A 22,889-nucleotide genomic window follows, 5' to 3' on the forward strand; every position below is an offset into this window, starting at 1 on the left:
CACCCACCTGGGCGGTCGCTTCGCCGAACTGCGGGTGCTGCTCGCGCACATCGACCGCGCCACCTTCGACCCCGCCCGCACCGCCGAACTGCCCGCCCTGCGCCGGGACCTGGCCGACCTGGCCGCTCATCTCGGCCTGACCGATCCGGCCCGCGCCGCGCAGGCGCACGAGCTGCTGTCCCGGTACGACCCGGTGCTGGCCGGGCGATTCGACCTCGAACAGGACAGCCCCTTCGCGCAGCGCCCCGCGATCGGGCCCGACACCGCGGACTTCGGCGACCTCGCCGACTACCGGACGCTGCTCGAACAGCGCCTCGGCGACGAGAGCCTGGCCAGGATGGAAACGCTCGCGACGCAGGGCCGCATCCGGGAGGAGCTGGTCCGCCGCGTGTTCGACCCGGTGTTCACCGGCAAGCAGGCGGCCGCCGCGCGCAAGACCGTGCCGGCCAAACAGCTGTTCGCGGCGCTCGACCCGATCAACGCCGCCCTCAACGACACCACGCTCACCGAGGTCCAGCGCGCCGCGGCCGTGCACGCCGCCATCGACAACCTCCGGGCCGCCCTGCCCGACGCCTTCCGGGAGACCCTGGGCGAGGACGGCTTCCGCCGCATGCACGAGGCCGCCGACGACCTGGGCACGCAACCGCGCCGCTTCGCGACCGAGCTGAACCACGCCGACGCGACCGTCACCCTCGACGGCGAAACGATGCCGTTCGCGGATCTACTGCGCGAGGTCGACCGCGCCAACCGGGCCGCGACCGCACTCGGCGTCAACGTCGAGTACACCGTGGTGGTGCACGATCGAGTCGACGGACGCGCGGCCGTGGAGATCCTGCCGCGCCCCCGCCCGCAGCACCGGCTGCCGTTGGAGCAGAACGTCTTCGGGCAGGACAACGAGCGCATCGCGCACCGGCCACGGCCCGCCGCGCCCGCCGCCGCCACGGGTGCGCACACCATCGATGTCGGCGTCGGCCGCAGCGCCTTCGCGGTGGAGATGACGCCGGCGCCCGACCGCGCGGGCGAGGGCCTGATCATCAAGACCGAACTCGCCTCGGAGTTCCCGGTGGCCGCCCAGCGCCGCCGCGACCGCGGCATCCTCGACCCCGGCCCGCTGACCGAGCCGGGCACGGTGATGGTGTTCGGTGACATGCTCTTCGACGGGCACGTCCTGGCCGAGGACGGTGCGGGGCGGATCGGCCGCATCTACATCAACAACGTCAGCGCCCACTTCGACGACGACGTCTACGACGCACTGGCCCGGAGCATGATCGACGGCCTGGCGCCCGGCGCGCGCATCGAGTTGCAGTGGGACATGAAACCGGAGAAGTCCGAGGCCGACGGCGGCTACCCCGGGGACCGCGGCCACATCGACGGCGACCGGCTGTGGGAAGCGCTGGAGCAGCTGTTCGCCGACTCGGAGCTGCCGTTCCGCATCGACGAGCGCACGGAGTTCCCCGGCGCGGGCAACGACGACTACGACTACACGATCAACGCGGGCGGCAGCAACGTCCTCGACGCGGGCAAGATGGCGAAGTTCACGCCCCCGCGGCCCGACCACCGCATGGTGATCGTCTACGAGCCCACCGGGCCGGCCGCGACCACCCCGGCCTCGACAACTCCCGCCGCCACCACACCGGCAGAGGGCACCCCTGCCCCCGGTGACGGCGGAATCGGCGACGGCACCGACGACACCGCCGTGCCCGTGCCCGGCGACGACGAACCGACCCCCGAACAGATCGAGGAGCTCTACGGCATCCCGATCGAGAACCAGCAGAAGCTCCAGCGCTATGTCGACCGGTACGGCCTGCGGATGTTCGTGCGGCCCACCAACCCGGATTCGGTGCCGCATCTGAAACGCGGCGCGGTCCCCAAGCCGATGGCGATCAAGGACAAGACGATCAACGACCTCGACATCGAACTCGGCGCACCACCGGAAGCCAAGGGGCTGGTCGGCCGGTTCGCCCCCGGCATGCTGCGGATGCCCGACACCGCCGGAATGACACCGGAACACAGTGCGGCACTGGAGAAGCGGCTGCAGGACCGCACCGCCGACTTCGACGCCTACGAGACGAGCATGCGCGAGTTCGAGCGGCAGGGCACCTTCCGAACCACGGAGCAGGGCATCGTAGAAGCCGCCGTCGACGGCGAATTCCGCCCCATCACCGGCGACCACGACCTGTTCGATCTGCGACATGCCGACGGCACCCGCCTCACGCCCGCCGAACTGCGCGAGCACGAACGCAACCTGGCCATCCTGCGCGCGGGTGTGCAGCACGGCCCGCACGTCTACTGGGACCCGCCCTCGGCCTACCAGCGGGAACGCAACTTCGAGAAGATCATCGACTCACACCAGCCCGACCCCGACCCGGACACCGACAACGAACCGCTGGTGGTGTTCGGGGCGCTGCGGCCGCCGCGGGTCGAGTGGGCCGATCTGTCGGTCGAGGGCGTCGACCGCACCATGACCTCCTGGCACGTGGCCGACGCGCTGAGCCGGCTACCCGGCGACACCGGCGACATGGTGAACCGCGTCACCGAACTGACCGCCGATCCCGGCTTCGACATCGCCACCTACCGCTCGTGGCTGGACGCCGACGACGAGCTCGCCGGTGAGCTGCGCCCGGGCACCCCCGAACACGAGGTCGCCCTCATCCGCCGCAGCGCCGAAACCCTCAGCACCCCCGAGGACGTGCGCCGTGCCGTCGCCGACGCCCTGGCCGCCCACCGCGACGTCCCGGTCTTCCGCTCCCCCGAGGAACAACACGACATCGCCGCGAAATCCGGGGCGACGCCCGTCGAATCGACCACGCCCGCCGCCGATTCCGACGACACCGCAGCGGACGACACCGCGATCCCGGACGCCACGACGGACCCCGCGCGCGCCGCCCTGATCGAGGAACTGACCAACGACCCCGACTTCGACCCCGACGACTACCGCGCGTGGCAGGGCTACGGTCAGCGGCTCGCCCTCGCCGCCGACATCGACCACCGCCCCCGGGGGCTCATGGCGGTCGTCGTCGACGGTGCGGTGCGGCTGTTGGCCCCCGGCACACCGGCTCATCTGCGCGCGCTGCTCGAGCAGATCCCCGCGGCCCCCACCGACCGCGCCGAACTCGCCGCGCGCGTCGAGCACGCCTTCCTGCCGAAGGATCTGCCCGCCGCCCGCAATCCCGACCACGCGGTGGAGGTCGCGCGCTGGGAACTCGGCGCGTATCCACCCCACGACCACACCGTCGCCCCGATCGATCCCGGCCCGAAGGCCATCGCCGACCTGAGCAACCATCCGGACGGCGTGACCAGGAACAGCGACGGACTCATCATCCGCATCGGCGGACGGCCGGTCGGCGAGGTGGTCGACGCCATCGCCCGCGACCGGGCCGAGAAGTTCACCGCCGCCCGCGCCACCCCGGCCGGCGAGTCGAACGCGGCGGGCCGGAGCCGGGTGGCCCGGTGGCAGGAGAAGGGCATCTACGCCAACTTCAAGTCGCACGGCAAGGTGTCCGCGGTCGTCATGGATCTGCGGACCGGCGTGGTGTACGAAGGCTTCAACGGCTCGGGCGCGGACACTCTCGCCGCGGACGACACCCATCCGACCATCGAACACAACATCACCGAGATGCGCAGGCGCGGCCACATGCTGGAGAACGGTGGCTATCCCGCGCTCGATCGCGCGGGCAACCCGGAATCGCCCGCGCTGACCCGCCCCTACCCGCACTTCGACAACCCCTACGGGCACGCCGAGGTGAAGGCCGCCAACGAGGCACTGTGGGCGCGCGACGAGCACGGACTCGACGCCTCGCCCGCCGCGATGGCCGAGTTCTATTCGCAGACGTACTCGCTGGTCCCACCCAAGGACGAGAACGGCGATCCGCTGCCGCTGGAACCCAAGCCGTACTGCGCGAACTGCCACCATACGATGGGCAGGGCGACCAATCACAGCGGCAGGTATCACAGCTTCCCGCACCTGCCCGCGCACCTGGTCGACGGGTACGTCCCGGAACCCCACCGGGATTCGGACACACCCGAGCCACCGAACGACGAGCCGGGCCGCACCGAGCACGAGCAGGAGGGCCAGTGAAACGCATCGACCTCGCGGTGGACGCCGTTTCGTACGCCGACGACCAGCGCCTCGAGCACGACGGCGAGCCGTTCACCGGCGAGGTGGTCGAGCAGGTCGGCGGACAGCTGGTATCCCAGCAGTTCTACGTCGACGGCCTCGCGCACGGGCCGGAACGGGAATGGTGGGCCGACGGCGGGCGCAAGGCCGAGGGCGAGATGCGCCACGGCATGCCGGTGGGCGTGCACCGGTTCTGGCACCGCAACGGACAGCTGGCCGAGGAACGCGAATTCGACGACGCCGGACGCATGATCCGGCGCCGGAAATGGGATGAGAACGGCGACCCCGTCGAGATCGCCGCGGGTCGCCGCGCTCGACGGGGTATCTGAGACCTACTCCGGCCGCGGGGTGAGAATCCGCGGCCCGTCCTCGGTGACGGCCACGGTGTGTTCCCAGTGCGCGGCGCGGCTGCCGTCGACGGTGACCACGGTCCAGTCGTCGTCGAGCACCTTGGTCTGGGTGGTGCCGAGGGTCAGCATCGGCTCGATGGCCAGTACCGAACCGACGACCAGCTGCGGGCCACGGCCGGGCTCGCCCTCGTTGGCCAGGAACGGGTCCATGTGCATCTCGCGGCCGATGCCGTGACCGCCGTACCCGTCGACGATGCCGTAGGCGCGGCCGTGCTCCTGCTCGGCCGCCCGGGTGCCCAGCTCGATGGCGTGCGAGACGTCGGTGAGCCGGTTGCCGGGCACCATGGCCGCGATGCCCGCCTCCATCGATATGCGGGTCGCCTCGCTGAGCAGCCGGTCGGCCTCGATGATCGAGCCGACGCCGAAGGTCCAGGCGGAGTCGCCGTGCCAGCCGTCGAGGATGGCGCCGCAGTCGATGGACACCAGGTCACCCTCGGCGAGGATCTCCTCGGCGCTGGGGATGCCGTGCACGACCCGGTCGTTCACCGACGAGCAGATGGAGCCGGGGAAACCGTGGTAGCCCTTGAACGAGGGCACCGCGCCCGCCTCGCGAATGGTCTGCTCGGCGACCTCGTCGAGCTCGAGGGTGGACACCCCCGGCTTGGCGGCCGCGCGGACGGCGACGAGAGCGCGGCCGACCACCGCGCCCGCCGCCGCCATCGCGTCGAGCTCACCGGCGGTGCGGAACGGCACCACCTTCTTGTTCTTCCGGCCGAAGACCACTGGTTCAGCGCTCCGGCGTCAACGGCCGAGCGCCCGCAGCGCCCGCTCGTTGACCTCGTCGACCTCGCCGACACCGTCGACCGTGACGACCAGGCCGTCGTAGTGGTCGAGCAGCGGCTCGGTCTCCTCGCGGTAGACCCGCATGCGGTTGCGGATGACGTCTTCGGTGTCGTCGTTGCGGCCGCGCGCGAGCATGCGCTCGACGACGGTGTCCTCCGGGACGACGAAGCACAGCACCGCGTCCAGCTTGGAGTTCATGTCGCCGAGGATCTTCTCCAGCGCGTCGGCCTGGTCGACCGTGCGCGGATACCCGTCGAGGACGAACCCGTTGGCGGCGTCGGGCTCGTTCACCCGCGCCTCGACCATGCGGTTGGTCACATCGCTGGGCACCAGGTCGCCGGCGTCCATGTACTTCTGGGCCTCGCGGCCCAGCGGGGTCTGCTGGCTGATGTTCGCGCGGAACAGGTCCCCGGTGGAGATGTGCGGGACGCCCAGCTTTTCCGACAGCAGGACGGCCTGGGTGCCCTTGCCGGCACCCGGCGGACCGAGCAGTACAACTCTCACTTGAGGAACCCTTCGTAATTTCTGTTCATCAGCTGGCTTTCGATCTGCTTCACCGTGTCCAAACCGACGCTCACCATGATCAGTACCGCGGTGCCGCCGAACGGCAGGTTCTGGATGCCACCGGAGTTGCCGATGTCGAGGAACACGTTGGGCAGGACGGCGACGAGACCGAGGTAGATCGAGCCGGGCAGCGTGATGCGACTCAGCACGAAATTCAGGTAATCGGCGGTCGGCTTACCGGGACGATACCCGGGGATGAAGCCACCGAACTTCTTCATCTCGTCGGCGCGTTCCTCCGGATTGAAGGTGATCGCGACGTAGAAGTAGGTGAAGAAGACGATCAGGCCGAAGTAGATCGCGATGTAGATCGGGTTGCTGGGATTGACCAGGTATTTCTGGATGATCTCCTGCCACCAGCTCGGATCGGTGGCGGTCTGCGAGCCGGTCAGCTGTGCGATCAGGTTCGGCAGGTACAGCAGGGATGAGGCGAAGATCACCGGGATGACACCGGCCTGGTTGACCTTCAGCGGGAGGTAGGTCGAGGAGCCGCCGTACATCTTGCGGCCGACCACGCGCTTGGCGTACTGCACCGGAATCCGGCGCTGGCCCTGCTCGACGAAGATGACCGCGACGATGATCAGGAACGCGGCCACGCAGACCAGCGCGAAGACCATGCCGCCGCGGCTGTCCAGGATCGCCTTGCCCTCGGTGGGGATGCGGGCGGCGATACCGGCGAAGATGAGCAGCGACATGCCGTTGCCGACACCGCGCTCGGTGATCTGCTCGCCGAACCACATCACCAGCGCCGCGCCGGCGGTCATCACCAGGACGATGATGATCATGCCGAAGATGCTGGTATCGGCCAGGATGTCCTGCTGGCAGCCCTGCAACAGCTGCCCGCGCGCGGCGAGCGCGACCAGGCCGGTGGCCTGCAGGATCGCCAGCGCGATCGACAGGTACCGGGTGTACTGCGTCATCTTCGTCTGGCCGGATTGGCCTTCCTTGCGCAGTTCCTCGAACCGCGGGATGACGACGGTGAGCAGCTGGATGATGATGCTCGCGGTGATGTAGGGCATGATGCCGATCGCGAAGACCGACAACTGCAGCAGCGCACCACCGGAGAAGAGGTTGATCAGCTGGTAGATGCCGGCGTTCTCACCGCCGGAGACCAGGTCCACGCACTCCTGCACGGCCTTGTAGTCCACGCCGGGAGACGGCAACGAGGCACCGGCTCGGTACAGCGCGACCAACCCCAGCGTGAAGAGAATCTTCCGCCGTAAGTCCGGAGTCCGGAAGGCCGATACGAAGGCGGAAAGCACAGATCCTCCTGGCGCGAACGACATGGTCAAGACATGGATGTTTCAGCTGAGGACGCCGAAAACCATGACGAGGCTTGGCTTGGCAGAGCTATTGAACTCTAACAGTGGCACCGGACGAGGCTTCTCGTCCGGTGCCACTACGTCAGAGCCTACCGTCAGGCCAGCTCGGTGACAGTGCCACCGGCCGCGGTGATCTTCTCCTTGGCGGAGCCGGTCACCTTGTCGGCGGTCACCTGGACCGCGACGCCGATCTCGCCGTCGCCGAGGACCTTCACCAGCTGGTTCTTGCGCACCGCGCCCGCGGCGACCAGCTCGGCCTTGCCGACCGTGCCGCCCTGCGGGAACAGCTCGGCGATGCGGCCCACGTTCACGACCTGGTACTCGGTGCGGAACTTGTTGGTGAAGCCCTTGAGCTTCGGCAGCCGCATGTGAATCGGCATCTGGCCACCCTCGAAGGCGGCCGGGACGTTCTTGCGCGCCTTGGTGCCCTTGGTACCACGGCCCGCGGTCTTGCCCTTGGAGCCCTCACCGCGACCCACGCGGGTCTTGTCGGTCTTGGCGCCGGGGGCGGGACGCAGGTGATGCAACTTGATGGTCATGTCAGACCTCCTCAACGGTCACGAGGTGGCGCACGACGTTGATCAGCCCGCGGTTCTGGGGGTTGTCCTCCCGCACGACCGACTTGCGGATGCCACGCAAACCGAGCGTCCGCAGGCTGTCGCGCTGATTCTTCTTGGCGCCGATCGAGCTCTTGATCTGGGTCACCTTGAGATCTGCCATTTACCTGGCACCTCCAGCCGCCTGAGCGCGCGCACGCAGCATGCCCGCAGGAGCGACGTCCTCGAGCGGCAGGCCACGGCGGGCCGCCACCTCTTCGGGGCGCTGCAGCTGCTTGAGAGCCGCAACGGTCGCGTGCACGACGTTGATGGCGTTGTCGCTGCCGAGCGACTTCGCCAGGATGTCATGGATACCGGCGCACTCCAGCACGGCGCGCGCCGCACCACCGGCGATCACACCGGTACCCGGCGAAGCCGGACGCAGCATGACCACACCGGCGGCCGCCTCACCCTGGACCGGGTGGGTGATGGTGGAGCCGATCATCGGGACGCGGAAGAAGCCCTTGCGCGCTTCCTCGACACCCTTCTGGATGGCCGCGGGAACTTCCTTGGCCTTGCCGTAGCCGACGCCGACCAGGCCGTTGCCGTCGCCGACGATCACCAGCGCGGTGAAGCTGAAGCGACGGCCGCCCTTGACGACCTTCGACACACGGTTGATCGCGACGACGCGCTCGAGCTGGTTCTTCTCGGCCGCGTTGTCCCGACGGTCACCGCCACCGCGGCGGTCGCCGCCGCCACGACGGTTGTCACGGCCCTCGGGGCCATTGCTGTTCTGTCCGGCGGGTCCGTTTCCGCCGTCACGCCGCTGACGTCCCGGCATCAGACGTTCCTTCCGTTCGCAGTCTTCATCATCAGAACTTCAACCCGCCTTCACGAGCGGCATCGGCCAGCGCCGCGATGCGGCCGTGGTAGTCGTGACCACCACGGTCGAACACGACGGCCTCGACACCGGCCGCCTTGGCGCGGGCGGCGATCAGCTCGCCGACCTTCTTGCCCTTGGCGGTCTTGTCGCCCTCGACGGCCCGCACATCGGGCTCGATCGAGGAGGCGGCGGCGATGGTCTTGCCGACCGTGTCGTCCACCAGCTGCGCGTGCAAATGCCGCGAGGAGCGGTGGACCACCAGGCGCGGACGCTCGGTGGTGCCGGCGATCTTCTTGCGCAGGCGGAAGTGGCGGCGCGCCTTCGACAGACGGCGCTGGGTGGAGACGTCCTTGCCCAGCGGAATGCGCTTGGACTTCTGGTTTTCGGTTTGCGCCATGATCACTTACCCGTCTTTCCGACCTTGCGGCGAACGACCTCGCCTGCGTAGCGGATGCCCTTGCCCTTGTACGGGTCGGGCTTGCGCAGACCGTGGATGACCGCCGAAATCTGGCCGACCTTCTGCTTGTCGATTCCGGACACGGAGAACTTGGTGGGCGATTCCACCGCGAAGGTGATGCCCTCGGGGGCCTCGACCGGCACCGGGTGGCTGTAGCCGAGCGCGAACTCCAGGTTCGAGCCCTTGGCCTGCACGCGGTAACCGACGCCGAAGATTTCCATCTTCTTCTCGTAGCCCTTGGTGACGCCCTCGATCATGTTGGCGATCAGGGTGCGGGTCAGGCCGTGCAGCGAGCGGTTGCGGCGCTCGTCGTTGGGGCGGGCGACCTCGAGCTGGCCGTCCTCGCCACGGGTGACGGTGATCGGCTCCGCGACGGTGTGGGTCAGGGTGCCCTTGGGCCCCTTCACCGACACGTGCTGGCCGTCGATGGTGATCTCGACGCCCGACGGGACTGCGATGGGCTTCTTACCAATACGCGACATTTGTCCTGACTCCCTTACCAGACGTAAGCGAGGACTTCGCCGCCCACGCCCTGCTTGGCCGCCTGCTTGTCGGTGAGCAGACCCTGGGACGTGGAGATGATCGCCACGCCGAGGCCGCCCAGGACCTTGGGCAGGTTGGTGGATTTCGCGTACACACGCAGACCGGGCTTGGACACGCGGCGCACGCCGGCGAGGCTGCGCTCACGGCTGGGGCCGTACTTGAGGTCGACGACGAGCGTCTTGCCCACCTGGGCATCCTCGGTCCGGTAGTCGGCGATGTAGCCCTCGCGCTTGAGGATCTCGGCGATGTTCGCCTTGAGCTTCGAGTGCGGAGCCTTCACCTGATCGTGGTACGCCGAGTTGGCGTTGCGCAGACGGGTCAGGAAGTCTGCGATCGGATCGGTCATGGTCATGGTTCGACCTCGACACCTTTCTCGCTGCGGTTCCCATGCAGCACCCACGTGCTCGCGCACACGGATGGTGGGCCTACAACAATTCGGCTGGTCCGGCCGGCAGCTGCCGACCGGCGGGGTACGTATCGCCCGGGCGCACGACACGCACGAAGGCATGGAAGTGCCCAGGCAACCGCTCTAGTGTAGGCAACCGGCCGACCTGGACAAAATCGGGCCCCGCTTCGCATCACCCGAGGTGGGCGGGTGGTCCCGCCGACACGGGCGAACGGTCAGGGCCGACGGCCGACGAGCAGGTGCAGGCCGACGGGTTTGCGCGGTCGCCCGATGTGCTCGACCGTCAGACCGGCGGCGGTCAGCGCGGCCCGGAGTTCGGCGACCGGGCGCAACCGGAAACCGTGCTCGGTGAAGGGCAGCTTCGCCATGTCGGTGGGATCGCCGACCGCGACCACCGCACGCCCGCCCGGGCGCAGCACCCGCGCCAGCTCGGGGCAGGCGCGGTCGAGTTCGGGCACGAAGTAGAGGGTGTTGACCGTGATGAGCGCGTCCAGGCTGCGGTCGGGCTGCGGCAGCTCGGTGAGCGAACCCTCGCGCAGGGTCAGCCGGTCCGCCGCGATCTCGCGGGCGTACCCCGACCGGGCGCGCGAGAGCATGTCCGGCGAGAGTTCCACACCGACCACGGAGCCGTCCGGGCCGACCCGGTCGAGCAGCATCGACAGGCCGACGCCCCCGCCGAAACCGACGTCGGCGGCGATGTCGCCAGGGCCGACCTCGGCGGCGTCCACCGCGGCCGCGATCATCGCCCGGTTGGTGCGGTTGAGCATGAGCGCCACGCCCTTGCCGAGCACCCCGTGCGGGTTGCCCAGCTGGCCGGCGACCGTACCGAGAACCTTCGTGACCAGCGACGCCATCGTCCGATCGTAGCGGCCTTGACTTCAGGTCGACCTGAACTCGCACGCTCGGTCCATGAACACCTTCCTCGACCCGGCCGCGAGCACCGCCTACGACCGCCGGGCGACCCGGCTGCTCACCCGCTTCTACGACCGCGTCGCCGCCGAGGTGGACGCGCCACCCGGCGCCCGGCTGCTGGATGTGGGGACCGGACCCGGGCGGCTGCTGGCCCGCATCGCGCGCCGCCGCCCCGACCTCGTCCTCGCCGGCGCCGACCTCTCCCCACACATGATCGAGCTCGCCACCCGACGCGCCCCGGGCGCCCGGCTGGCCGTCGCGGACGTGGCGGACCTGCCGTTTCCCGACGGCAGCCTCGACTACGTGGTCTCGACGCTGTCGATGCACGAATGGCCGGATCTGCCCGCGGCGGCGGCCGAACTCGCGCGCGTGCTCGCCCCGGGCGGACGCCTGGTCGTCTACGACTTCCGGTTCGTCCGCACCGCACCGGCCCTGACCGCCCTGCGATCGGTGTTCGGCACGGTCGAGCGCGCGCCGCTGTCGTGGTTCAGCCTGTTCACGCGGATCACCGCGCGCCCCGGCGGCGCCTAGAGTCGGGAGAGTGGCGGAGTTGTCGATCGGGGAACTCGCGGCGCGCTTCGGTCTGGCGACCCATGTGCTGCGGCACTGGGAGGACGCGGGCCTGCTGACCCCGCGCCGGGACGCGGGCGGGCGGCGCCGCTACCGAGCCGACGACGTCGAGCGCGTCGGGGTCATCCTGATCGGAAAATCCGTCGGCTTCTCCCTCGACGAGATCCGCGAGCTGTTCGCCCGGGTCGCCGACCGGTCCGGCCGCCGCAGGCTGCTCCAGGCCCAGCACGCCCGGCTCACCGAGCACATCGCCCGCGCCGAGGCCGCCCGCGCCGCCATCGAACACGCCCTCGACTGCACCGCCGAGGACGTCCGCACCTGCCCGCACTTCCGCACCGCCCTCACCGCCGCCCTCCCAGCGGACCCGGGTCAGAAGTAGCGCACCCACACGTACAGCCAGGCGAGCGTGGTCGACAGCGCGGTGACGACCACGCCGTACTTGGTGAACTGCCAGAACGTGATGGGATGCCCGGCGCGGCGGGCGATCCCCAGTGCGACGACGTTGGCGCCCGCCGCGACCGCCGTCCCGTTGCCGGAGAAATCCGCGCCGAACGCGAACGACCACCACAGCGCCTGCCCGGTGGCGTGGTCGGGCGCCTGCGCGACCAGTTCCTCCACCACCGGCGCCACCGTGGTGGTGTAGGGGATGTTGTCGATGAATGCGCCCGCGATGGCCGACCCGAACACCAGCGCCGCCGAGGACAGCACCGGGTCGTCTCCGAAAGCGCCGACCGCGACGGCCGCCAGCCGATCGACGACGCCGGTGTGGATCAGCCCGGCGACGATCACGAACAGGCCCATGAAGAACACCAGGGTGCCCCACTCCACCTCACGCAGCACCGTGCCGACCTCCAGGTCGGCGACCAGCAGCATCGCTCCCGCGCCGAGCAGCGCCACGATCGAGGGCGCCACGTGCACCACGGTGTGCAGCCCGAAGCCGACCACGACACCGGCGAGCACGAGCAGCGACCGGCGCAGCAGCCGCGGATCGGTGATCGCGTGTCGTTCCTCGAGCGCGAGCACGGCGGTCACGTCGGCCGCGCGGTCCCGCAGGTGCGCGCGGAACAGGAACCGCGTGAACACGACGAACAACGCGAAGATCACCGCGACGGCGGGCGCCATGTGGATCAGGAAGTCGTTGAAGCTCAGGCCCGCCCGGCTGCCGATGATGATGTTGGGCGGATCGCCGACCAGGGTCGCGGCGCCGCCGATGTTGGCGGCGAGCACCTCGGCGATGAGGAACGGCTGCGCGGGCAGCCGCAGCCGATCACACACCACGATGGTGACCGGTGCGATCAGCAGGATGATGGTGACGTTGTCCAGGATCGGCGAGGCGACCGCGGTGATGGTCATCAGCAGCACCATCAGCCGGAACGGATCGCCGCGAGAGCGTTTGGCGGCCCAGATCGCCAGGCAGTCGAACAATCCGGTCTGCTTCACCACGCCGACGATGATCATCATGCCCAGCAGCAGGAACACGACGTTCCAGTCGATACCCGCGTGCGGGTCGTAGAAGACCTCGTCGCCGGGGATCACCCCGGTGAGAGCCATCAGGGCCGCCGCGACGAGTACGGTCGCGACCTTGTCGAACCGCTCGGTGGCAATGCACCAGAACGCCGCCGCGAAGATCGTCAGCGCCAGGAGTTGGTGCATCGTCGCCTCGTCCCGGCCGGGGGCAGGTCAGTCGCCGGGATCGAGGCGGGCGCGGCGGGAGCTCACGCCGGATCCCGTTCGGCGAGCAGCCTGCTCATCCGTCGCTCCAACCGGGCCACGCGGTCCGGCAGCGGCGCGCTGTGCAGGAGGTCGGCCAGCTGATCGGCCTCGTCCGGCGCCAGCGTGATGGTTTGGGCCGGTTCGTCGGGCCACTGCTGGTCGTAGACGAGCAACTGCTTGTCGTCGCCGCGGGTCAGCAGGGCGAACCGGACGCCCGCGCGGGTGCGCAGGTGGTGCAGCACGCCGGTGCCCGGTACCGTCACGCGGTCGACGTCCATTCGTGAACTCCTCCCGCCGAGCCAGCCGAACCGGTGGCTCCAGTCTGGGCGGACATCCGGCCCGCCACCATCGGCGCACACACCCATTTCCCGCGGTGCCGATCCTGTAGCCGGAGGCTTGCCGGATGGGTGCCCGACCTCATGGACACCCCAGGCCCCAGCGGCCACACTGGCAGGATGCAGGCTGCGGTGCGCGCGCTCGGCCGCTTCCGGCGGCACACCCGGACCCCCGCCGACACACTGTTCCGGCGGATCTTCCTGATCAACGGCCTGGTGTTCACGGTGGGCACGCTCGTGCTGGCGCTCTCCCCGGCGACGGTGTCCGCGCGGGTGCGGCTGGCCGAGATCCCGGTGCTCGTCGTCGGGCTCGCGGTGATCCTGGCCGCGAACGCGGTGTTGCTGCGCACCAGCCTCGCCCCGCTGGACACGCTGATCGCGTCCATGCGCCGGGTCGACCCGCTGCGGCGCAGCGGACGGCTCGACGCCCCCGTGCACGGTGACCTCGCCCAGCTGATCGAGGCCTTCAACGCGATGGTGGACCGGCTGGAATCCGAGCGCACCACCGCCAGCGCCTCCGCCCTGGCGGCCCAGGAGGGCGAGCGCCGCCGCATCGCCCGCGAACTGCACGACGAGATCGGGCAGAGCCTCACCGTCGCGTTGCTGTCGATGAAGCGCGCCATCGACAAAGCGCCAGGCCCGGCGGGCGAGGAGCTGCGCGGGGCGCAGGAGACGGTGCGGGCCTGCCTGGACGAAGTGCGGGGCATCGCCCGCCGGTTGCGCCCGGACGTGCTCGACGATCTCGGCCTGGCCAGCGCGCTCAACGCCCTGTGCGCCGAGGTGGCGGCCACCGCGGGCATCGAGGTGACCCGCGAGATCGATCGAGCACTGCCCCGGCTCGGCCCGGACGTCGAGCTGGTCTGCTACCGGGTCGCGCAGGAAGCGCTGACCAACGTGGTCCGCCATGCCGTGGCCCACCGCGCCCTGCTGCGCCTGCACGCCAGCGCCGACCTGATCGAACTGCGGGTCCGCGACGACGGCCGCGGCGGAGTGACCACCGACGGCGCGGGCATCCGCGGGATGCGCGAGCGTGCCCTGCTCGTGGACGCCACACTCACCATCGACTCGCCGCCGGGCGGAGGCACCGACATCGCCCTGGCGATCCCGCGCACCGACCAAGGGAGTCGTTCATGACCGCCGCCGCACCGGCCCGGATCCTGCTCGCCGACGACCACGCCCTGGTGCGCGCCGGGTTGCGCCTGATCATCGATGCCGAACCCGATCTCACCGTGGTCGCCGAGGCCGCCAACGGGTACGAGGCGGTGCAGCGGGCCGCCGACACCCCGCTGGACCTGGTGATCCTGGACATCGCCATGCCGCGCATGACGGGCATCCAGGCCGCCCGTGAGATCCACCGCAGTCACCCGGACCTCCGGCTGCTCATGCTGTCGATGTACGACAACGAGCAGTACTTCTTCGAGTCGCTGAAGGCGGGCGCCTCCGGCTACGTGCTCAAGTCGGTCGCCGACCGCGACCTGCTCGAGGCCTGTCGCGCCACGCTGCGCGGTGAGCCGTTCCTGTACCCGGGGGCGGTGACGTCGCTGATCCGGGAGTGGTTGCAGCGCACCCGTGCGGGCACACCGCCCCCGGACAACATCCTCACCGCCCGCGAGGAGGAGATCCTCAAACTGGTCGCGGAGGGCTACTCCTCACGCGGGATCGCCGACACTCTCGTCATCAGTGTCAAGACGGTCGACCGGCACCGGGCGAACATCCTCCAGAAGCTGGGGCTGCGCGACCGGCTGGCGTTGACCCGCTACGCCATCCGCGTCGGGCTCATCGAGCCGTGACAGGGACGCCGGCGCCGGCTTGGCCGATGTGCGCGCGAGCAGCCCCATCACCGGCTCCACCACGCGTGCGGCCACCGGACCCGCGACCGCCATGAGCAGCACATATGTCGTCGCCAGCGCGGCGAACTCGGCGGGGACGGCGCCCGCCGTCACCGCGAGACCCGCGATGACGATGGAGAATTCGCCGTGGGCGACCAGCGCGGTGCCCGCTCGGGCCCGGCCCAGGCGCGAGGCGCCCGCCCGCTGGGCCGCCCACCAGCCGGTCGCCACCTTGGTCGCCGTGGTGACCACCGCGAGCAGCAACGCCCAGCCCAGGACCGGCGGAATCGTCGCCGGATCGGTGCTCAACCCGAACAACACGAAGAACAGAGCCGCGAACAGGTCACGCAGCGGTTCCAGCAGTTTCGTGGCGTTGTGCGCGGTCGACCCTGAGATCGCGATGCCGAGCAGGAACGCGCCGACCGCCGCCGACACCTGCACCGCGGAGGCGATGCCGGCGACCAGCAGCGCCGAGCCGAGCAGTTTCAGCAGGAAGATCTCGCGGTCCTTGCTGTCCACGATCAGCGAGACGAACCGCCCGTACCGCAGCGCCACGACCAGGACCACGGTCACCGCCGCCAGCGCGATACCGAGCGTCTGCAATCCGGCGACGAAGCCGACACCGGCCAGCACCGCCGTCAGCACCGGCAGATACCCGGCCATCACCAGGTCCTCGAACACCAGGATCGACAGGATGACCGGTGTCTCGCGGTTGCCGAGCCGACCGAGATCGTTGAGGACCTTCGCGACGATTCCGGACGAAGAGATGTAGGTGACGCCCGCCATCGCGATCGCGCCGGTGAAACCCCACCCGAGCGCGAAGGCGACCAGCACCCCCGGTGTCGCGTTGAGCGCGAAGTCCAGCACACCGGCCGCCCAGGATTTGCGCAGGCCGGTGACCAGTTCACTCGCGCTGTATTCCAGTCCGAGCAGCAACAGCAGCAGGACGACGCCGATCTCGCTGGCCAGGTGGATGAACTCGTCCACCTGGTGCAGTTCGACCAGGCCACCGGTGCCGAATGCCAATCCGCCGAGCAGATACAGCGGGATCGGCGACATGCCGATCCGGGCCGCGACCCGCCCGAGCAACCCCAACCCGAAGAACACCGCCCCCAGCTGGATCAACGCCAGCGCGGTCTCATGTGCCACCACGGGTCAGCCGCTCGGTAGCGCACGGGCGGCGGCGCGGGGGCACCGGCGGGTATTGCGCGACGAAAAGTATGTACCGACAACGATCCTCGGCAGGTGAGATACCTCGACAGTCATGACCGACAGCCTATCGGGACGGTCCGGACCGTCCGTTCGGTCGCAAAACCGGCACTCGCGCGCGACATCGCGGATACGCTGCTGAGACGGCCGACCACGGTGACCGGGAACGCCGCTCGAGATCAGCACCACAACAGTGAGATTCGTGTGAGACAGCGGCGCAGACCCCGTGCAGTAGGCCCTCGAAGGCTCCCCGTCCGGGTCGTGATCGCGCTGACCGCGATCTGCCTGTGGGGCACCGGCTGCGGCGGCACGGCCGCGGGCGGCGACAGCGGCCCCGAGGAGCTGCCGATCCCGGCGCGCAGCACCCTGCCCGTCCGCGACGGCGCGCTCGAATTCGTCGTGACCCGCGTGGAATTCGGCGCCACCCACCTCGGCGGCCCCGTCACCGGCGCGGACGCCACGGGCCGGTTCGCGGTCGCCCGCGTGGAGGTGACCAACACCGGCGACGAGCCGGTCACCTTCGACTACGCGCACCAGCAGCTGATCGACAGCCGCGGTGCCGCCCGCACCCCCGACCTGCCCGGCAGCATGTCCCTCAACGGCGAGTTCCGCCACGACTACAACCCCGGCGTCGGCACCACCCTCCAACTGGCCTTCGACCTCCCCGCCGACACCACCCCCGCCACCCTCGTCCTCCGTGCAGCCCCCGCCTCCCCGGGAGCGGCGATCGCCTTACGGTGAAGCGAGGGACAGAACACGATCGCCATCCCGTAACGCCGGAAAGCACTCAGAATTCGAGTTCCGACCACGGAATCCGGATCGGGAACGGGACATCCAGGTCGATGCCCGGCGTGGCGTCGGCCGGCCACCTGCCCACCAACAGGTAGTTGGCCGGATACAACGGACGGACGCCGGCGGGCAGGCGCCCGTGCCCGGCTTCCAACGCGTAGGCATGGACGTAGCGGATAGCGCTGCGCTCGCGGTCCAACACCACCTCCCAGTACCACGGGATCTGCGCCTTCGCGTAGCGCGCCTTCTTGTCCTCGATGTCGGACGGGGTGTTCGACGGGGAAAGCACCTCACCCACGATCAGCACATCCTTGGCGCGAATGTCCTGGTAGGGCGCGTCCGGACACCGGTAGACCAGGAAGTCCGGCGTGACGAAGTCGTTCTTGCCGGTCGAGCCGAAGAAGACGTTCGTCTCGAAGTCCGCACGCCAGCATTCGTCCGGACGATGCGTGTGCGCTTCCTTCGTGCACCGTTTCAGCGCGGCCGTCAACGCGAAGGTGAACGCCTGATGCTCGGCGGGCCCCCTCCGGAGCCAGACCACGCGGCCGTCCCAGAGTTCGATCCGGCTGGCGATCTCGTCCGGCAGTTGCTCGAGCTCGTCCCACGTGAGGTACTCGGGGAGGTCCGGCGGGCCGGACGGTGGGCTCGGCATGCGCCCATCGTAGTCGGAGTGGCGGTCTCCCCATGCGCGCGAAGGCACGGACTCGGGGAGTCCGTGCCTTCGGGCGGTGTTCGGTTGTGCTCGGGTGAGCGTCAGCTCACCAGGAGCTCTTGTGGACGCCGGGGAGCTCGCCCTTGTGCGCCATGTCGCGCAGGCAGACGCGGCACAGGCCGAACTTGCGGTAGACCGCGTGCGGACGGCCGCAGCGCTGGCAGCGGGTGTAGGCGCGGACCGCGAACTTCGGCTTCCGGTTGGCCTTGTTGACCAGAGCTTTCTTCGCCATGGCTCAGTTCTCCTTGAACGGGAAGCCGAGGTGCTTGAGCAGGGCACGGCCTTCTTCGTTGTTGGTCGCGGTGGTGACCACGGTGATGTCCATACCGCGCGGACGGTCGATCTTGTCCACGTCGATCTCGTGGAACATCGACTGCTCGCTCAGACCGAACGTGTAGTTGCCGTTGCCGTCGAACTGCTTCGGCGACAGACCGCGGAAGTCGCGGATACGGGGCAGCGCGATGGACACCAGGCGGTCCAGGAACTCCCACATCCGGTCGCCACGCAGGGTGACCTTGGCGCCGATCGGCATGCCCTCACGCAGCTTGAACTGCGCGATGGACTTGGTGGCCTTGCGGATCTGCGGCTTCTGGCCGGTGATCAGGGCCAGGTCCTCGACGGCGCCGTTGATCAGCTTGGCGTCGCGGGCGGCGTCACCGACACCCATGTTCACGACGACCTTCACCACGCCCGGGATCTGCATCACGTTGGCGTAGTTGAACTCTTTCGCAAGCGCGTCCTTGATCTCCTCGCGGTAGCGGACCTTGAGGCGCGGCTGGATCTTCTCGGTGGTGGTCATGTCAGATGTCCTTCCCGTTGCGACGGGAGATGCGGACCCGCTTGCCGTTCTCGTCGGTCCGGTAGCCGATGCGGGTCGGCTTGCCGTCGGAGTCGACGACCATCACGTTGGACACGTGGATGGGGGCCTCCTGGGTCACGATGCCGCCGGAGGAGGCGCCGCGCTGGTTGGCGGAGTTCGCGACGTGCTTCTTGATACGGTTCACGCCCTCGACGAGGACCCGGTTCTCCTTGGGGTAGGCCTGGATGACCTTGCCCTTGGCGCCCTTGTCCTTACCCGAGATGACGAGCACGGTGTCGCCCTTGTGCACCTTCATGTCAGAGCACCTCCGGGGCCAGCGAGACGATCTTCATGAACTTCTTGTCGCGCAGCTCGCGGCCGACCGGGCCGAAGATGCGGGTGCCGCGCGGATCGTTGTCCGCCTTGATGAGCACGGCGGCGTTCTCGTCGAACTTGATGTAGGAACCGTCCGGACGGCGGCGCTCCTTGACGGTGCGCACGACGACGGCCTTCACCACGTCACCCCGCTTGACGTTGCCGCCGGGGATGGCGTCCTTCACAGTGGCGACGATGACGTCGCCGATACCGGCATAGCGACGCGACGAACCACCGAGAACGCGGATGCAGAGGATTTCCTTCGCACCCGTGTTGTCGGCGACGCGCAGTCGCGACTCCTGCTGAATCACTTCAGCCTCCTTGACCTGGACGTAAAAGCACGCCGGATTGCCGACCCGACGGGCATGGTCGTGTCACCCCCCGAACGCGCGCCTACCAGCGGTTTTTCTGGATCCGAGTTGGGCACTCCGGAGCCGACCACCGGGGGTTCGCGGCCGAGTTGCGGGCAGAGCTCCCGCAGGCAACCGGTCTAGTGTAAGGGAAAGCCCAGGTCGGCCCAAATCCGGGCGCATCGCGCTCGGCTCAGGCGGTCACGGCCACCGGTTGCAGGGTCCACGGGCCGTCGCCCTGGAGTTCCAGCTTCCGGGTGTGGTGCTGGTCGACGGTACTGCGGTGGGCGACGCTCACCACGATCGTCTCCGGCAGCTCGGTGCGCACCAGCTTGTACAGCGAGTACTCCAGGCCCTCGTCGACGGCCGAGGTGGCCTCGTCGAGGAAGACGACCTTCGGCTTCAGCAGCAGGATGCGGCCGAAGGCCAGCCGCTGCTGCTCACCGGGCGAGAGGATCTTGGCCCAGTCGGCCTCCTCGTCGAGCCGGTCCACCAGATGACCGAGGTGCACCTTCTCCAGGACGGCGCGCAGCCGGTCGTCGGAAATGTCCTCCGGCTTGCCGGGGTATTCGGCGGCCACCCGCAGGTCGCCGAGCGGCAGGTACGGGATCTGCGACAGGAACAACGTGTCGTCGCCGGCCGGGCGCTCGATCCGGCCGTCGGCGTAGGGCCACATCTGCGCCAGCGCCCGCAGCAGGGTGGTCTTGCCGCTGCCGGACGGGCCCTTCACCACCAGCGCTTCGCCGGGGCTCAGCGCCAGCGACAGGTCGTCGATGAGCACGTGGCCGTCGGGCTTGCGGACGTCGACCTTGTCCAGCCGCACGCCCTCGGCGAGGTCGGCGGCGTCGATCTCGGGCAGCTCGCGGGAGTCGTCGCCGGCCACCAGCAGGCCGTCGATGCGGATGAGCGCGGCACGGTAGGCGGCGAACTCGTCGTAGGCGTTGCGGAAGAACGACAGCGAATCGTGGATGTTGCCGAACGCCGTCACCGTCTGGTTGACCCCGCCGAGGCTGACCGCGCCGTCGAAGAAGCGCGGGGCCTGGATCAGGTACGGGAAGATGACCGCGGCCTGCGTGACGGTGAAGTTCCAGCCCTGGAACTTCAGGTAGCGGAAGACGTACTTCCACTGCACCCGGATGACCTCGGCGAAGCGGGCCAGCAGGCCGCGGCGCTCGGTGCCCTCACCGCGGTAGAAGGCGACGCTCTCGGCGGAATCGCGGACGCGCACCAGCGCGTAGCGGAAGTTGGCGGTCATCCGTTCGAGCAGGAAGTTGATCCGGATCAGGGGACGGCCGATCCAGAAGGCGATGAACGTCGTGCCGAGCACGTAGATGAGGACGAGGAAGACGGCGTCGCGCGGGATGGTGACCCCGAGCAGGGTCATCGGCCCGGACAGATCCCAGAGGATCTTGGTGAACGAGACGATGGAGACGACCGCTTCCACCGCGCCGAGCGACAGCACCCGCGACTGGTTCACGAAGGTCGTGATGTCCTGCTGTACACGCTGGTCGGGGTTGTCGATGGTGTTGTCGATGAACCGGGACCGGTAGAACGCGCGGTCGCGCAGCCAGTCGGTGGTGACGTGCTCGGTGAGCCAGACCCGCCAGCGGATGTCGAAGGCCATCGAGGCGTAGAGGTTGACCAGCTGGTTGACGATCCAGACGACGATCAGGACCGTGAACACGATCATCGACTTCCAGAAGGCGTCCTCGGCCTGGTCCAGCGCCGCGGAGTCGCCCGCGGCGAAGGCCGAGCCACCGGCCTGCAACGAGCTGAACATATCGTTGCCCCAGTAGCTGAGCAGCACGTTCAATCGGACGACGACCAGCGTCATGAACAACAGCGCCCCGACGAACAGCAGCGTGCGCCAGGCGCCGGGGCCGCGGAAGTAGCCGCCGGAGACGGACCAGAACTGCCTGCCCCACTTGGTCAGGGTGAGCAGCAGCGCCACCACGATGGTGAAGCCGACGGCGGTGGCGGTGAAGGCGATGCCCAACCATTTCAGGGATTCGACGAACTCGTTGCCCCAGTCCCTTGACGTTTCCAACCCAGAGCTTCCCATCCCACGACGAGCCACAAAGTCGGCGCAGTCTAACCCGGCGGATGCGTGGGCGCCGGGCGTCGCAGTGTCGAGTGGAACGGGCGAACCGGGAGGTGACCATAGGACCGCCTCGATAGATAGGTTAGCCTTGGCTGACTACTACCGGCGGCTCGGCGAGCCGATCGAGGACTGTCCTCGATGAAGGAGGGTGCACACGATGAGGTCTGTTGGGAGGACGCGCGTTTGGGCGCGGGCGGCGCTGGCCGTGCTGGCCGGCGCGCTCGTGCTGAGCGTCGGCGCGTGTGGTTCGTCCGAGGACGGCGGTTCCGGCGGCGAGTCGGTGACGATCACCCACGCGCGCGGCGAGACGGTGATCGAGGGCACCCCGCAGAAGATCGTCGCGCTGGGCAACCAGTGGCTCGACAGCACGCTCGCGCTCGGCGTCACCCCGGCCGGCTACATCGACAACGTCGCGGTGGCGTCGAAGTCGACCTCGCCGTGGCAGCGGCCCGGCTCGCTGGACTCCGCGACCCAGATCAGCCCCTCGGGCAACATCGCCGAGCAGGTGGCGGCGCTGGAGCCGGACCTGATCCTGGCCGATCCGTTCATCGCCGATCAGAAGACCTACGACGAGCTGAGCAAGGTGGCCCCGACGCTGCCCGCGCTCACCTCCGACGCGGTCACGCCCTGGCAGGAGCAGATCACCACGCTGGGCAAGGTGCTGGGCAAGCAGGACGAGGCGAGCAAGGTGATCGCGGGCGTCGACGACAAGATCGCCGGCATCCTGGCGGCCAACCCGACGCTGCGGGGCAAGACCTTCGCCAGCACCTGGCTGGCCGGCCCGGCCCAGCTGATGGTGCTCACCGATCCGAACGACGGCTCGGCCAAGGTGTTCGAGCAGCTGGGCATGACCATTCCGCAGAACCTGCGCGACCTGCCCGCCAACCAGGGCCGCGTCGCACTGTCCCCGGAGCGGGTCGACGAGCTGACCGCCGATCTGCTGCTGGCGGGCTACTCCCCCGGCATGGACGAGCGCTACCGCCAGCTGCCCGGCTACGCCGAGCTGCCCTCGGTGCAGAAGGGCGCCGTGGTGTTCCTGACCACGCAGGAGATCAGCGCGGTCAACCAGCCGACGGCCCTGTCGGTCCCCTACATCCTCGACAAGCTGGGGCCCGCGTTCGCCGCGGCCGCGAAGTAGCCAGCGCAGTCATCGAGTTCGACGAACACGCGGAGGTCA

Annotated in this window: 25 protein-coding genes and 1 pseudogene; 7 read left to right on the forward strand and 19 right to left on the reverse strand. The window is 69.2% G+C overall.

The window, feature by feature from the left end; all coding sequences use genetic code 11:
- Nucleotides 1-4,074 precede the first annotated feature (4,074 nt).
- Nucleotides 4,075-4,446 carry a toxin-antitoxin system YwqK family antitoxin gene (locus AMO33_RS16265; RefSeq protein ID WP_060593130.1) on the forward strand — a complete coding sequence of 124 codons (372 nt, stop codon included), beginning with the start codon at nt 4,075-4,077 and terminating at the stop codon, nt 4,444-4,446.
- A 3-nt stretch (nt 4,447-4,449) separates the two neighbouring features.
- Here AMO33_RS16265 and map read toward each other — a convergent pair whose 3' ends face one another.
- The 10 genes from map to AMO33_RS16315 all read right to left on the reverse strand — a co-directional run bounded on the left by map (nt 4,450) and on the right by AMO33_RS16315 (nt 10,872).
- Nucleotides 4,450-5,250 (reverse strand): type I methionyl aminopeptidase, encoded by an 801-nt coding sequence (gene map, locus AMO33_RS16270; protein ID WP_011207327.1) that lies wholly within the window; start codon nt 5,248-5,250, stop codon nt 4,450-4,452.
- An 18-nt stretch (nt 5,251-5,268) separates the two neighbouring features.
- The gene (locus AMO33_RS16275) at nt 5,269-5,814 is read right to left on the reverse strand and encodes an adenylate kinase (RefSeq protein ID WP_011207326.1); all 546 of its coding nucleotides are present in this window, start codon (nt 5,812-5,814) and stop codon (nt 5,269-5,271) included.
- Complete coding sequence (gene secY, locus AMO33_RS16280) at nt 5,811-7,133, reverse strand: preprotein translocase subunit SecY (RefSeq protein WP_011207325.1); 1,323 nt, start codon at nt 7,131-7,133, stop codon at nt 5,811-5,813. Before secY ends, AMO33_RS16275 begins: the two co-directional genes overlap by 4 nt.
- 155 nt (nt 7,134-7,288) lie before the next feature.
- Nucleotides 7,289-7,732 (reverse strand): 50S ribosomal protein L15, encoded by a 444-nt coding sequence (rplO, locus tag AMO33_RS16285; RefSeq protein ID WP_011207324.1) that lies wholly within the window; start codon nt 7,730-7,732, stop codon nt 7,289-7,291.
- Nucleotide 7,733: 1 nt separating this feature from the next.
- Complete coding sequence (rpmD, locus tag AMO33_RS16290; protein WP_011207323.1) at nt 7,734-7,913, reverse strand: 50S ribosomal protein L30; 180 nt, start codon at nt 7,911-7,913, stop codon at nt 7,734-7,736.
- On the reverse strand, nt 7,914-8,570 hold the full coding sequence (gene rpsE / locus AMO33_RS16295; protein WP_011207322.1) for a 30S ribosomal protein S5: 657 nt from the start codon (nt 8,568-8,570) through the stop codon (nt 7,914-7,916).
- A 31-nt stretch (nt 8,571-8,601) separates the two neighbouring features.
- A complete protein-coding gene (gene rplR, locus AMO33_RS16300; protein WP_011207321.1) occupies nt 8,602-9,009 on the reverse strand; it encodes a 50S ribosomal protein L18 in 408 nt (135 codons plus the stop codon).
- A gap of 2 nt (nt 9,010-9,011) precedes the next feature.
- Nucleotides 9,012-9,551, reverse strand: coding sequence for a 50S ribosomal protein L6 (gene rplF, locus AMO33_RS16305; protein WP_060593131.1), 540 nt, complete (start codon nt 9,549-9,551; stop codon nt 9,012-9,014).
- 14 nt (nt 9,552-9,565) lie between these two features.
- A complete protein-coding gene (gene rpsH, locus AMO33_RS16310; protein ID WP_011207319.1) occupies nt 9,566-9,964 on the reverse strand; it encodes a 30S ribosomal protein S8 in 399 nt (132 codons plus the stop codon).
- Between the two features lie 269 nt (nt 9,965-10,233).
- Nucleotides 10,234-10,872 carry a class I SAM-dependent methyltransferase gene (locus tag AMO33_RS16315; RefSeq protein WP_060593132.1) on the reverse strand — a complete coding sequence of 213 codons (639 nt, stop codon included), beginning with the start codon at nt 10,870-10,872 and terminating at the stop codon, nt 10,234-10,236.
- A gap of 55 nt (nt 10,873-10,927) precedes the next feature.
- On the opposite strand from AMO33_RS16315, the gene AMO33_RS16320 reads away from it, so the two are divergent.
- Both AMO33_RS16320 and AMO33_RS16325 read left to right on the forward strand, forming a co-directional pair.
- Nucleotides 10,928-11,461: a class I SAM-dependent methyltransferase gene (locus tag AMO33_RS16320; protein ID WP_060593133.1), complete on the forward strand. Its 534-nt coding sequence runs from the start codon at nt 10,928-10,930 to the stop codon at nt 11,459-11,461.
- Nucleotides 11,462-11,471: 10 nt separating this feature from the next.
- Complete coding sequence (locus AMO33_RS16325) at nt 11,472-11,879, forward strand: MerR family transcriptional regulator (RefSeq protein WP_060593134.1); 408 nt, start codon at nt 11,472-11,474, stop codon at nt 11,877-11,879.
- Here the strand turns inward: AMO33_RS16325 and AMO33_RS16330 are convergent.
- The gene (locus AMO33_RS16330) at nt 11,870-13,153 is read right to left on the reverse strand and encodes an ArsB/NhaD family transporter (protein ID WP_011207315.1); all 1,284 of its coding nucleotides are present in this window, start codon (nt 13,151-13,153) and stop codon (nt 11,870-11,872) included. The two genes, AMO33_RS16325 and AMO33_RS16330, sit on opposite strands and share 10 nt — an antisense overlap.
- Before the next feature lie 62 nt (nt 13,154-13,215).
- Nucleotides 13,216-13,491, reverse strand: a complete 276-nt coding sequence (locus AMO33_RS16335; protein WP_060593135.1) for a hypothetical protein — start codon at nt 13,489-13,491, stop codon at nt 13,216-13,218.
- Between the two features lie 177 nt (nt 13,492-13,668).
- Here AMO33_RS16335 and AMO33_RS16340 point away from each other — a divergent pair, with 177 nt between their 5' ends.
- Together AMO33_RS16340 and AMO33_RS32605 are read left to right on the forward strand one after the other, a co-directional pair.
- Complete coding sequence (locus AMO33_RS16340; RefSeq protein ID WP_060593136.1) at nt 13,669-14,682, forward strand: sensor histidine kinase; 1,014 nt, start codon at nt 13,669-13,671, stop codon at nt 14,680-14,682.
- Nucleotides 14,679-15,251: pseudogene (locus AMO33_RS32605) on the forward strand (response regulator transcription factor); the annotation flags it as partial. The gene AMO33_RS16340 and the pseudogene AMO33_RS32605, both read left to right, overlap by 4 nt.
- Here the strand turns inward: AMO33_RS32605 and AMO33_RS16350 are convergent.
- Nucleotides 15,198-16,529 (reverse strand): cation:proton antiporter, encoded by a 1,332-nt coding sequence (locus tag AMO33_RS16350; protein ID WP_170916133.1) that lies wholly within the window; start codon nt 16,527-16,529, stop codon nt 15,198-15,200. The pseudogene AMO33_RS32605 and the gene AMO33_RS16350 overlap by 54 nt on opposite strands.
- A 318-nt stretch (nt 16,530-16,847) precedes the next feature.
- Between AMO33_RS16350 and AMO33_RS31505 the strand changes: the two genes are divergently transcribed.
- Nucleotides 16,848-17,327: a DUF4352 domain-containing protein gene (locus AMO33_RS31505; protein WP_060593137.1), complete on the forward strand. Its 480-nt coding sequence runs from the start codon at nt 16,848-16,850 to the stop codon at nt 17,325-17,327.
- A 46-nt stretch (nt 17,328-17,373) separates the two neighbouring features.
- Here AMO33_RS31505 and AMO33_RS16360 read toward each other — a convergent pair whose 3' ends face one another.
- From AMO33_RS16360 to AMO33_RS16385, 6 genes are all read right to left on the reverse strand, one after another.
- Complete coding sequence (locus AMO33_RS16360; protein WP_060593138.1) at nt 17,374-18,027, reverse strand: Uma2 family endonuclease; 654 nt, start codon at nt 18,025-18,027, stop codon at nt 17,374-17,376.
- A 106-nt stretch (nt 18,028-18,133) separates the two neighbouring features.
- Nucleotides 18,134-18,319, reverse strand: coding sequence for a type Z 30S ribosomal protein S14 (locus tag AMO33_RS16365; RefSeq protein ID WP_011207308.1), 186 nt, complete (start codon nt 18,317-18,319; stop codon nt 18,134-18,136).
- A gap of 3 nt (nt 18,320-18,322) precedes the next feature.
- Nucleotides 18,323-18,886: a 50S ribosomal protein L5 gene (gene rplE / locus AMO33_RS16370; RefSeq protein WP_011207307.1), complete on the reverse strand. Its 564-nt coding sequence runs from the start codon at nt 18,884-18,886 to the stop codon at nt 18,323-18,325.
- Nucleotide 18,887: 1 nt separating this feature from the next.
- Nucleotides 18,888-19,202 carry a 50S ribosomal protein L24 gene (gene rplX / locus AMO33_RS16375; RefSeq protein WP_011207306.1) on the reverse strand — a complete coding sequence of 105 codons (315 nt, stop codon included), beginning with the start codon at nt 19,200-19,202 and terminating at the stop codon, nt 18,888-18,890.
- 1 nt (nt 19,203) lies between these two features.
- Nucleotides 19,204-19,572: a 50S ribosomal protein L14 gene (gene rplN, locus AMO33_RS16380; RefSeq protein WP_011207305.1), complete on the reverse strand. Its 369-nt coding sequence runs from the start codon at nt 19,570-19,572 to the stop codon at nt 19,204-19,206.
- 232 nt (nt 19,573-19,804) lie between these two features.
- Nucleotides 19,805-21,673 (reverse strand): ABC transporter ATP-binding protein/permease, encoded by a 1,869-nt coding sequence (locus AMO33_RS16385; RefSeq protein WP_060593139.1) that lies wholly within the window; start codon nt 21,671-21,673, stop codon nt 19,805-19,807.
- A gap of 196 nt (nt 21,674-21,869) precedes the next feature.
- Between AMO33_RS16385 and AMO33_RS16390 the strand changes: the two genes are divergently transcribed.
- Nucleotides 21,870-22,850, forward strand: a complete 981-nt coding sequence (locus AMO33_RS16390; RefSeq protein WP_041559838.1) for an ABC transporter substrate-binding protein — start codon at nt 21,870-21,872, stop codon at nt 22,848-22,850.
- The last annotated feature ends 39 nt before the right edge of the window (nt 22,851-22,889 follow it).

The organism is Nocardia farcinica (assembly GCF_001182745.1).
Lineage (GTDB): Bacteria > Actinomycetota > Actinomycetes > Mycobacteriales > Mycobacteriaceae > Nocardia > Nocardia farcinica.

Coding starts and splice junctions, on each gene's coding strand:
- rplO (WP_011207324.1), bottom strand. CDS start 7,732: ATGACCATCAAGTTGCATCACCTGCGTCCCGCCCCCGGCGCCAAGACC.
- rpmD (WP_011207323.1), bottom strand. CDS start 7,913: ATGGCAGATCTCAAGGTGACCCAGATCAAGAGCTCGATCGGCGCCAAG.
- rpsE (WP_011207322.1), bottom strand. CDS start 8,570: ATGCCGGGACGTCAGCGGCGTGACGGCGGAAACGGACCCGCCGGACAG.
- rplR (WP_011207321.1), bottom strand. CDS start 9,009: ATGGCGCAAACCGAAAACCAGAAGTCCAAGCGCATTCCGCTGGGCAAG.
- rplF (WP_060593131.1), bottom strand. CDS start 9,551: ATGTCGCGTATTGGTAAGAAGCCCATCGCAGTCCCGTCGGGCGTCGAG.
- rpsH (WP_011207319.1), bottom strand. CDS start 9,964: ATGACCATGACCGATCCGATCGCAGACTTCCTGACCCGTCTGCGCAAC.
- AMO33_RS16315 (WP_060593132.1), bottom strand. CDS start 10,872: ATGGCGTCGCTGGTCACGAAGGTTCTCGGTACGGTCGCCGGCCAGCTG.
- AMO33_RS16320 (WP_060593133.1), top strand. CDS start 10,928: ATGAACACCTTCCTCGACCCGGCCGCGAGCACCGCCTACGACCGCCGG.
- AMO33_RS16330 (WP_011207315.1), bottom strand. CDS start 13,153: ATGCACCAACTCCTGGCGCTGACGATCTTCGCGGCGGCGTTCTGGTGC.
- AMO33_RS16335 (WP_060593135.1), bottom strand. CDS start 13,491: ATGGACGTCGACCGCGTGACGGTACCGGGCACCGGCGTGCTGCACCAC.
- AMO33_RS16340 (WP_060593136.1), top strand. CDS start 13,669: ATGCAGGCTGCGGTGCGCGCGCTCGGCCGCTTCCGGCGGCACACCCGG.
- AMO33_RS16360 (WP_060593138.1), bottom strand. CDS start 18,027: ATGCCGAGCCCACCGTCCGGCCCGCCGGACCTCCCCGAGTACCTCACG.
- AMO33_RS16365 (WP_011207308.1), bottom strand. CDS start 18,319: ATGGCGAAGAAAGCTCTGGTCAACAAGGCCAACCGGAAGCCGAAGTTC.
- rplE (WP_011207307.1), bottom strand. CDS start 18,886: ATGACCACCACCGAGAAGATCCAGCCGCGCCTCAAGGTCCGCTACCGC.
- rplX (WP_011207306.1), bottom strand. CDS start 19,202: ATGAAGGTGCACAAGGGCGACACCGTGCTCGTCATCTCGGGTAAGGAC.
- AMO33_RS16385 (WP_060593139.1), bottom strand. CDS start 21,673: ATGGGAAGCTCTGGGTTGGAAACGTCAAGGGACTGGGGCAACGAGTTC.
- AMO33_RS16390 (WP_041559838.1), top strand. CDS start 21,870: ATGAGGTCTGTTGGGAGGACGCGCGTTTGGGCGCGGGCGGCGCTGGCC.